Raw genomic sequence first — 6772 nt, 5'->3', positions numbered from 1 at the left:
CCCACCTCGCCCCCGGCGGCGGAATCCACGCCGGCTGCGACGCCGGCACCCGCTGGCACCTACAACAGATCAACGCCGGAGCCGGCCTCACCGTCCCCGGCGCCTACCCCGCCACCCTCGGGCCAGCAGCCGCGCGTACAGCGAGCTTCAGCCGCCGCGGAGCGTGACGAGCTGCCGCATGTCGGCAAGGCCCTGTTCACGCGCATCATCGAGGAAAGCGGGTAGCGGAGCGTGAACTTCGCTCATGACTTCGTGGTCGATGAGCGCCTGCAACGCGGTCTCCTTGGCGTTGCCGCCAGCTTGGTTGTCGACCTCCTGACGACCCAAAGGTGTTGAGTAGTCATACAATTCACGGTCGATCTGCCGTGACGTGTCGATGTCCATGCCGCCGGGCGTCCAGTACGAGTACACTGCCAGTTTGGCGCCGGGCGTGCGCACAGAGATGATGTGACTGGGTGCTGACGTCGGGATGTCGGCCTGTACTTCAGTCGTTCGGAAAACCGTACGGAGGATGTCCGGAGACTTCAGCAGCATAGTCATCTGTTCGACGGACATGTCGTCGATGACATGCGCAATCCACGGTCGCCCTTGGGCCACAGCGCTTCTCGCGATTCCTGACAGATCCGCACGGCAGGCCAAGTAAGAGTACCGGGGTTCGGCGCGCCAGCCGTTTCCACCAGACCCGATAGTCAACAGCAGTGGAGCCACGTCGACGCTGGAGGTGAGCTGAGTGCGGGTGTCCCCGGGTTTGGGCGTGAGGTGCCCGTGCGGGTCGCGAATGTGGAGCGGTACCCTGATCGCTTCGTCGTAGGCAGCCGCGCCCTTGCCGCGCATCCCGTGTGAGCCGGCGTATTCACCGTGATCGGAGGTGAAGACGACGACGGTGTTCCGGTCAATCTCGGGCCGTGAGGCCAGTTTGTCTAGCACTCGGCCGATTTGGGCGTCCACCCGCTGTTGCAGCCATAGGTACGTGTCCAGGCAGCGAGCCCACTGGCTCGCCAAATCGGGTCCCGAATATGGCAGCAAGCCGGTCAGCAGCGGCGACATGAAGTTGACGTAGTCGATCTGTACCTGTGGCTTACCCCGCCGCCGCAGGTCGTCCGGTGTTTCGAAGTTGGCCGGCGCGGCGTCGAACCAATGCGGAATCTCCTCGGGCAACGGATTTTTAGGCCACCAGTTGATGTCGTGCGGGTTGACCAGCGAGATGGTCGTACACCAGGGGCCGTTGCCGGCATGGTCGTCGAACCAGCTGCAAAATTGGTCCACAATGCCCGGATCCCTCTGCAGTCCCTGGTTGGGCGAGCCGTTCGGCGACGGAAAGGTGCCTCCTGAAAAGCCTTGCGCCTCAAGGCCTTCAGGTGTCGTGTCACCCGACCGCCCTAGATGCCACTTGCCCCACCACCAGGTTTGGTAGCCCTGCTCCCGCAGCATGGTTCCCCAGGTCGGGAATCGCGGCGCGAGGCTCGATTCGCTCGGTCCGTCGCCGGTGAACAAACAACCCGTCTGATGCGAATAGAGACCAGTGGTCATCACGCTGCGCGACGGGGTGCAGTTGTTCGACGCGGTGTAGTGAGACCGGAAATAAACACTGCTGCTTTGCAGCCGACTGAGGTTGGGCAGCAAGGCGTTCAGATGCTGTTGTTCTGGAAACCACTGCGGTGCACGCATCTGGTCGACGACCAGTACCAAGATGTTAGGTTTATTGCCGCCGGCCATCGTCGACTCGCTCGGACCCGGCGTGCGCAGGAACTCACGCCCGCCGAATCCCACCGCGGCAGCGCCCTCAGCCGTCGCAGCACCTACCAGCACGGTCCGCCGATTGATAGCAGGCATGCGTCAGTGTAGAACCGCTCACCTGATGCCGTGTGCGGCTTGGCCGACGAGATTTACCTGCCGCTCTACGCGTCTTGCGAGACCCAGCCCACGACGAACGCTACCGCGACTGGGACGGGTCCAACATGGCGGCGACGTCACACCTCGCGATCGGTATCGCTCGCCGACGAGAACCCCGGCCGACGGGACGCCGGCAAACGCTGACCAGGCGCGGGGCCGACTAGCCAGGGCGAGGCCCGCTCAGGAATGCACCCAGAAACCGAAAACTCGTTTGCTGTCGTTGTACCGGATATCGTGGGGCGGCGTTAGGCTGGTCGCATCCGGCGTTGGCCGGGTTTGCCCCCCATGGGATCGGAGTCGATGGCACGTGCGCCGGCGACGCGTTGCGTTGACCCTTGCTGTGTTGTGTGTGTTTGCGGGCGGCGCCTGTGGTGGTACCCCGCCGAAATCGTCGGCGCCTGCCGCCTCCAGGACCTCGTCGCCCCCGGCGACGGCTCCGATGGCGGTGGCCGCGCTGGATGGGCTGCTGCTAAGCCCCGCTGAGGTCAGCACCGCCATGGGCGCCACCGCCATGGCGGTCGCGGCCGGGCACTCCGAAATGTTCGACGAAAGCGCGCACATCCCAGATAGGGCCTGCCTGCCCGCCTACGGTCCTGGGCAGCTGTTGGTGTACATCGGCAGCGGCTACACCGCCACGCGCAACGAGGAACTGAAGGAACCGGATGAGAAATTTGACCATTTCGTCGTCCAGGCTGTGGTGGCGTTTCCGACCGCCGCCGATGCGGGTGCCTTCTTTAATGCCTCCACCCAGTCTTGGGTGGGCTGCTCCAACCGCCAATACATTCACACCCTCGACGGACAGCCGGCCCATTCGTGGGTGGTGGGTGCAGTGTCCAACAACAACGGCACCTTAAGCCTTCAGAAAACTCAACAGGGCGCCAACGGTTGGGGGTGTGAGCGGGCGCTGACAGTGCGCAACAATGTGGCGGTCGACATCATGGCGTGCGCTACCCCTCCGGGTGATGCCGGCCTCAGCATCGCCCACCCGATTGCGGCCAAGGTCGGCCCAGACTAGCGGGCGCCCTGCGCAGGATGAACGGCACATCCACCACTACGGCACCGGGCGCCCCTGCGGGCCCAGATGCCAGGCGGCACAATGGTTCCGGGCGCGCGCTGCCAGTCGGCGTGGCTGCGTGACCCGCTGGATGCCGCCGCCGCGGGCAGCACGCATTCGAACCCCGTCGCCGCACAGAATGGACACGAGATCGATAAACTCATCGACCCACCCCGGACGAGCGCCTTCGGGTCAACGTCGGCTTAAAACAACGTGTAAATGAAAGACCCAGCGCCGCTCGACTCGGCTAAGAAGATCAGGACCGCAACAAGCAGGAGGGTGGCGACGATTGGGGCGAGCCACCATTTCTTGTTGTGCCGAAGGAACTGCCAGAACTCGCCAATGAAGGTGGTCGAGCGTTCGGAGGCGGCACGTTCGAAGTCGGAGTCGGGCACGGGAAGCTCCTAAAATTGTTGGAAGTACCGGCGCACGTCGCCGGCAGGACGGTGCGGCACCCAGTACGACGGGGTCGACGGGTCGAAACGACGCTGTAGCGGATCGTGTCCCAGCACCCGCAGCAGCAGCGCCACCGGGGTTACCACCAACAGGAACACGGCCAGCAAGATGGCATGGGAAACCAACCAACCAATTGGGTGGACCGCCGCCGATATCCCAACGTAAATCGGCCGGCGCAATCGGGGAAGCGCATAAGTACGCCACGGTGAGCACGGCGCCGGCCAGCCACACGCCGTTGCGGCCGGCTAAACCGAGGCGATGGCTGACCAGGAGTCCCAGCAGCGCGAAGGTGACGGGAAGCACAGCGGCGAACACCGCCAGCTCGCGGCGCCCGGGGTCATGGTCGATCCTCATATCAGGCCAGGGAGAACTCGCGCAGATAGCGTTTCAGATCGACCGGGGCGGTGCCGCCCTGCTCGGCTTTGAGCAGGACCGCGTCCTCAAGCACCAACGCATCCATCCGGGTCGCCATGAAACACCGGAAGGCGTCGTCAGGGCTGCACATAATAGGCTCGCCCCGGACGTTGAACGAGGTATTGACAAGCACCGGACAGCCGGTGCGCTGTTAGAACCGCTGCAGCAGCAGATGGAAGCGGCCATGGCGTTCGGCGTCGACAGTCTGTAGCCGCGCCGACAGGTCGACGTGGGTGACGGCGGGGATGGTCGAGCGAACCACACCCAGCTTGTCGAGGCCCCGGACCATTTCGGTGGCCGTGGGCGTGCGCTGCGCGGCCGCCACCGGCGCGACCAATAACATGTACGGGCTTTCCTCGCCGGCCGCACGCTCAAACCAGTCATCGACGTGGTCCAGCAGCACTGCGGGGGCGAACGGGCGGAACGACTCCCGGAACTTGATCTTCTGGTTCATCACCGACTGCATGCGGGGCCTGCGCGGGTCACCCAGGATGCTGCGCGCGCCGAGCGCGCGCGGCCCAAATTCCATGCGGCCGTGAAACCAGCCGACAACATTGCCGTCGACCAGCAGGCCGGCTACCAGGTCGCACAGTTCGACTTCGTCGTCGACCAGGCGATAGGTTGCCCCGTTGCGGTCCAAGGTGGCCACCACGTCGTCGCGGCCGTAGCGCGGCCCGAGGAAAGACCCCCGTTGGCGGTCTCGCCCCTGCGGGGTGCGCCCGTTGTCGAGCAGCTGATGCCAGAGGAACAATGCCGCACCTAGCGAGCCGCCGGCGTCCCCGGCGGCGGGCTGGACCCAGATGCGTTCGAACGGAGTGTCGCGCAGGATGCGGCTGCTGGCCACGCAGTTGAGCGCGACGCCGCCGGCCATGCACAGGTTGGTCATCTGCGTCGTGGCCTGAAGCTGGCGGGCCGCGCGGACCACGATCTCCTCGGTGACCTGCTGGATCGACGCGGCGAGGTCCATCTCGCGTTGGGTGACGGGCGACTCGGATGCCCGTGGAGGGCCATCGAAGAGCTGGTCGAAGCGCTTCGACGTCATCTTCAGCCCGGTGAAGTAGTCGAAGTAGCGCAGATCGATCCGGAATGACCCGTCGTCGCGGAGATCCACCAAATTGTCGAGGATCTTCTCGACGTAGATCGGCTGGCCGTAGGGGGCCAGGCCCATCAACTTGTAGTCGCCGGAGTTCACCTTAAACCCGGTGAAATAGGTGAAGGCCGAGTAGAGCAGGCCCAACGAGTGCGGGAAGCGCAGCTCCGCGTGCAACTCCATCCGGCTCCCGCGGCCGGTACCCATGGTCGCCGTCGCCCACCCGCCGACACCGTCGAACGTGAGGATGGCGGCTTCGTCGAACGGGGACGGGAAGAACGCGCTGGCGCGTGCGACTCGTGGTGTTCGACAAACGCCACCCGCCGCCGGTAGCCGCCGCGAAGTTGGCGGTGGATCTCCCGCGGTAGGTGCAGCTTCTCGGTGAACCACAGCGGCATGGCCCGGACGAACGACCGGAAACCCCGCGGCGCGAACGACACGTAGGTCTCCAGCAGCCGGTCGAAGGTAAGCAGCGGCTCGTAGAAGACCACATAGTCGAGGTCGTTGGTCGCCAGCCCGGCCTCCTCGAGGCAATAGGCGACGGCGTGGCGGGGGAAGGACGGATCGTGCTTGCGGCGGCTGAACCGCTCCTCTTGGGCTGCGGCCACGACGTCTCCGTCGATTACCAGCGCGGCAGCGGCGTCGTGGTAGAAGGCGGAGATCCCGAGGATGGCGGTCATCGCGAGGCAATTACCTCCCGCAACGGTTGCTCGAGCTGATAGGTGAGCAGCTCACCGATCCGGCGATGCCCCAAGGCCTTAGGGTGCCCGTCGTTCGCGATCAGGGTGTTCGGGCTGAAGGCTGGGTCGATGCGAACGAGTGGGATGCCGCGCTGTTTGAAAGCGGGCATGTCGAGCTTCTGCAGATCGACATCCTTCCCCATCAGCACAAAGCGGCCCCCGTCATGCCGTACGTCGTCGGCCATCTGGGTGATCAGCACCGAGGTCAGCCGATACGCATAGTCCATTGGCGGGGGTGGTGCGGCTGCCGGCAGTGCGGCCGCGTTTGCGGTATCTCGGGGAGGCGCCGCAGGCGGCGGCGGAGAGTCCGCCGCGCGCTGCAACGCCTGGTCGTAGCTTGCACCAGGGCAGGGTTCCGCTGCAGACGGTCGGTGACGAAGCTGAAGAACGCGGAGTGGTTGACGAGGTGCATCTGCAGCCAGCACATCAACCGGGCCCCGACGCCGTCGATCCGGTAGACGGCGCCGTCGATGGCCCAGTACTCCGAGCAAAGGGGATAGTCGGGTACCGGCTGCGCGATCAGGTGCAGCGTGTTGCCGGCACCCAAGACAAAAGCCGGCTTGCCGAATATCCGGCGCATCTGATGCAGGGTGATGTTGTCGGCGGGGTCATTGTCGATGGTGTGGTCGACGACGACGTCCGGATGCAGCCGCTTCAGCCGCTCCCGATAGAAGAGCCACTCCTGGTCGGTGCCATAGCCGCGTACGCCTGCGTTGATCACCTGCACCTGCACGCCGAGTCGCCTGGAGAGCAGATGGGCAGCCACCGCAGAGTACGTCTCGTTCTCCGCTACCTCCAACCCGCTGGTCACGGAGTCGCCCAGCACAAGCACCCGCAGCCCTTCGGGTGCAATGTCGGTCACCTCGGGGCCGCGCAGACCGAGCGAGTTGATCCGGAACTCGCTACGGAAGGTAATCGGAAATGGGTGCGGCCCGTCGAACACACCCGTCGCTCCCGGCGTATACGACCGTCCGAGCACCTCATCGGCCTTCAAGTAGCCATAGGCGTTGTGGGAGTAGAGTTCGCTGAAGGAGTGGTAGCCGGAGATGCGAAAGGCGACCTCGACCACTCCTAGGCCCGTTTTCCGCATAGTTGGCGGTTAAGGTTTGTGGTTTTGGATGTTGT

At 64.9% G+C, this 6772-nt stretch carries 6 protein-coding genes and 1 pseudogene; 1 reads left to right on the top strand and 6 read right to left on the bottom strand.

Annotation, left to right across the window (positions count from 1 at the left end; all coding sequences use genetic code 11):
• Window positions 1-147 precede the first annotated feature (147 nt).
• Window positions 148-1833: a sulfatase-like hydrolase/transferase gene (locus ACFE99_RS20835; RefSeq protein ID WP_375488307.1), complete on the bottom strand. Its 1686-nt coding sequence runs from the start codon at window positions 1831-1833 to the stop codon at window positions 148-150.
• Window positions 1834-2338: 505 nt separating this feature from the next.
• On the opposite strand from ACFE99_RS20835, the gene ACFE99_RS20830 reads away from it, so the two are divergent.
• The gene (locus tag ACFE99_RS20830; protein ID WP_375488306.1) at window positions 2339-2908 is read left to right on the top strand and encodes a sensor domain-containing protein; all 570 of its coding nucleotides are present in this window, start codon (window positions 2339-2341) and stop codon (window positions 2906-2908) included.
• Window positions 2909-3150: 242 nt separating this feature from the next.
• Here ACFE99_RS20830 and ACFE99_RS20825 read toward each other — a convergent pair whose 3' ends face one another.
• The 5 genes and pseudogenes from ACFE99_RS20825 to ACFE99_RS20805 all read right to left on the bottom strand — a co-directional run bounded on the left by ACFE99_RS20825 (window position 3151) and on the right by ACFE99_RS20805 (window position 6737).
• Entirely contained in the window at window positions 3151-3342 is a 192-nt protein-coding gene (locus ACFE99_RS20825) for a DUF5989 family protein (protein ID WP_375488305.1), read from the bottom strand.
• Window positions 3343-3351: 9 nt separating this feature from the next.
• Entirely contained in the window at window positions 3352-3582 is a 231-nt protein-coding gene (locus ACFE99_RS20820) for an SxtJ family membrane protein (RefSeq protein WP_375488304.1), read from the bottom strand.
• Between the two features lie 176 nt (window positions 3583-3758).
• A pseudogene (locus ACFE99_RS20815) lies at window positions 3759-5587 on the bottom strand (carbamoyltransferase).
• A complete protein-coding gene (locus tag ACFE99_RS20810; protein ID WP_375488303.1) occupies window positions 5584-5847 on the bottom strand; it encodes a hypothetical protein in 264 nt (87 codons plus the stop codon). The pseudogene ACFE99_RS20815 and the gene ACFE99_RS20810 overlap by 4 nt, the downstream one beginning before the upstream one ends.
• 5 nt (window positions 5848-5852) lie before the next feature.
• Window positions 5853-6737 carry a GDSL-type esterase/lipase family protein gene (locus tag ACFE99_RS20805; protein ID WP_375488302.1) on the bottom strand — a complete coding sequence of 295 codons (885 nt, stop codon included), beginning with the start codon at window positions 6735-6737 and terminating at the stop codon, window positions 5853-5855.
• Window positions 6738-6772 lie beyond the last annotated feature (35 nt).

It is taken from the genome of uncultured Mycobacterium sp., from assembly GCF_964249325.1.
Classification (GTDB): domain Bacteria; phylum Actinomycetota; class Actinomycetes; order Mycobacteriales; family Mycobacteriaceae; genus Mycobacterium.
The sequence above is the reverse complement of the archived record's forward strand: the minus strand, read 5'-3'. Positions and strand labels throughout refer to the sequence as shown.

Coding starts and splice junctions, on each gene's coding strand:
- ACFE99_RS20805 (WP_375488302.1), bottom strand. CDS start 6,737: ATGCGGAAAACGGGCCTAGGAGTGGTCGAGGTCGCCTTTCGCATCTCC.
- ACFE99_RS20835 (WP_375488307.1), bottom strand. CDS start 1,833: ATGCCTGCTATCAATCGGCGGACCGTGCTGGTAGGTGCTGCGACGGCT.